This is a genomic window from Vibrio sp. 1078-1, assembly GCF_033340475.1.
The window spans coordinates 1-1,306 of sequence record NZ_JAWOWM010000060.1 but is presented as its reverse complement, the minus strand read 5'-3'; the positions used below and the strand labels follow the sequence as shown (position 1 = coordinate 1,306).

The following is a 1,306-nucleotide window of genomic DNA, read 5'->3' as shown; positions in this document are numbered from 1 at the left end:
CATACGAATATCGAGAAAGGCAATATCAGGTTGGCTTTGCTCAATGGCGAGCAAGGCTTGTTCGCCATCAGCTACCTTGGCAACGATGTCCAACTCCGGCCACACTTCCGCGAGGCTTTTGTCGAGATGATGCCGCAATAACGGCTCATCATCGGCGATAATGGCAGTAAACCCTGTATTCATTTCACTGTTCCTTACTTGTCATTGGCCAACTCAAACGCACACTCACACCACCTTCGGAAGATTCACTGATCGACACCTGACCTTTGCCTGAAAATAAGGCATCCATGCGCTGTTTAAGGTTACTCAACCCAATCCCCGAACCAGAGTGATTGCTGACGTGACTCAACCCCACGCCAGTATCTTTCACTTCAATTTGCAACAGCTGTTTCTCTTGCTTTATCAGCAATTGGACTTCGCCACCTTCACGTTTTGGCTCGATGCCGTGAATAATGGCGTTCTCTACCAAAGGTTGCAGCATCATCGGAGGCAACTCTGTATTTCCTAACCCTTCTTGCACCTCGATTGTGTAACTTAAGCGCTCGCCTAAACGAATTTTTTGAATACCCAGATAAGCGTCAATCAAGGCGATTTCATTCTCAACCGTGGTGTGCTCCTCACGCGAGTTTTTTAGCGTTGCACGCAATAACGCCGTGAGTTGATCCAACATTTGTTTGGCTTTATCGACGTCTTGCGACATCAACGCGCTGATATTGGCAAGCGTATTAAACAGAAAATGCGGCTCAATTTGGCTTTGCATCTGCTTGAGCTGGCTGAGTAAAAGGGCTCGTTCTTGTTCGGCATTTTCACGTTTGATGCTCTCTAGCTCACGCTGTGCAATGGCTTCTTTTTCGCGTGAATGAAAATAAAAATAACACATACCGCTAAACAGCAGGCCCATCAGCAAGACAGGCAACATGCCCGAAATACCGAAGTATTCACCGAGCCAAAACTGCGCATTAATTACACCAAACAACAAACACGCAGTCAGTGATAGCGCAATTTCTAGCATGCGTGGGATGGTCGGAAACAACTTGTCGATCAACCACGAGAAAAACAGCGCAGAGTAGCCAAAACCAAAGCTCACCAGCACATGCACGTAGTACGGACCGCCCCAAACTGAGAGCGTCATTCCCGAGATAAACAAACAAAACAACGTGGTGACAACCACACTGCGCTGCCATCCACTTGCTACCATTGACTTAGCTGAACACATTTAAAATTTCCCTTTGATGTTAAATACAATCATATTCTTATCGTTGATTTGTGCGTAAGCAGAATGGTCGTCTCCGGTTAAAAAGCGTGC

The 1,306-nt window shown here is 46.6% G+C and carries 2 protein-coding genes; both read right to left on the bottom strand.

Annotated elements, in window-relative coordinates; all coding sequences use genetic code 11:
- Positions 1 to 183 (bottom strand): response regulator (locus R7190_RS25575; protein ID WP_318137641.1); only part of this gene is annotated, 183 nt, incomplete at its 3' end.
- A 1-nt stretch (position 184) separates the two neighbouring features.
- Positions 185 to 1,216, bottom strand: a complete 1,032-nt coding sequence (locus R7190_RS25570) for a sensor histidine kinase (RefSeq protein ID WP_069505606.1) — start codon at positions 1,214 to 1,216, stop codon at positions 185 to 187.
- Positions 1,217 to 1,306: the final 90 nt, after the last annotated feature.

Excerpts from the sequence above, each read along its gene's own strand:
- R7190_RS25570 (WP_069505606.1), bottom strand. The coding sequence starts at position 1,216 with ATGTGTTCAGCTAAGTCAATGGTAGCAAGTGGATGGCAGCGCAGTGTG.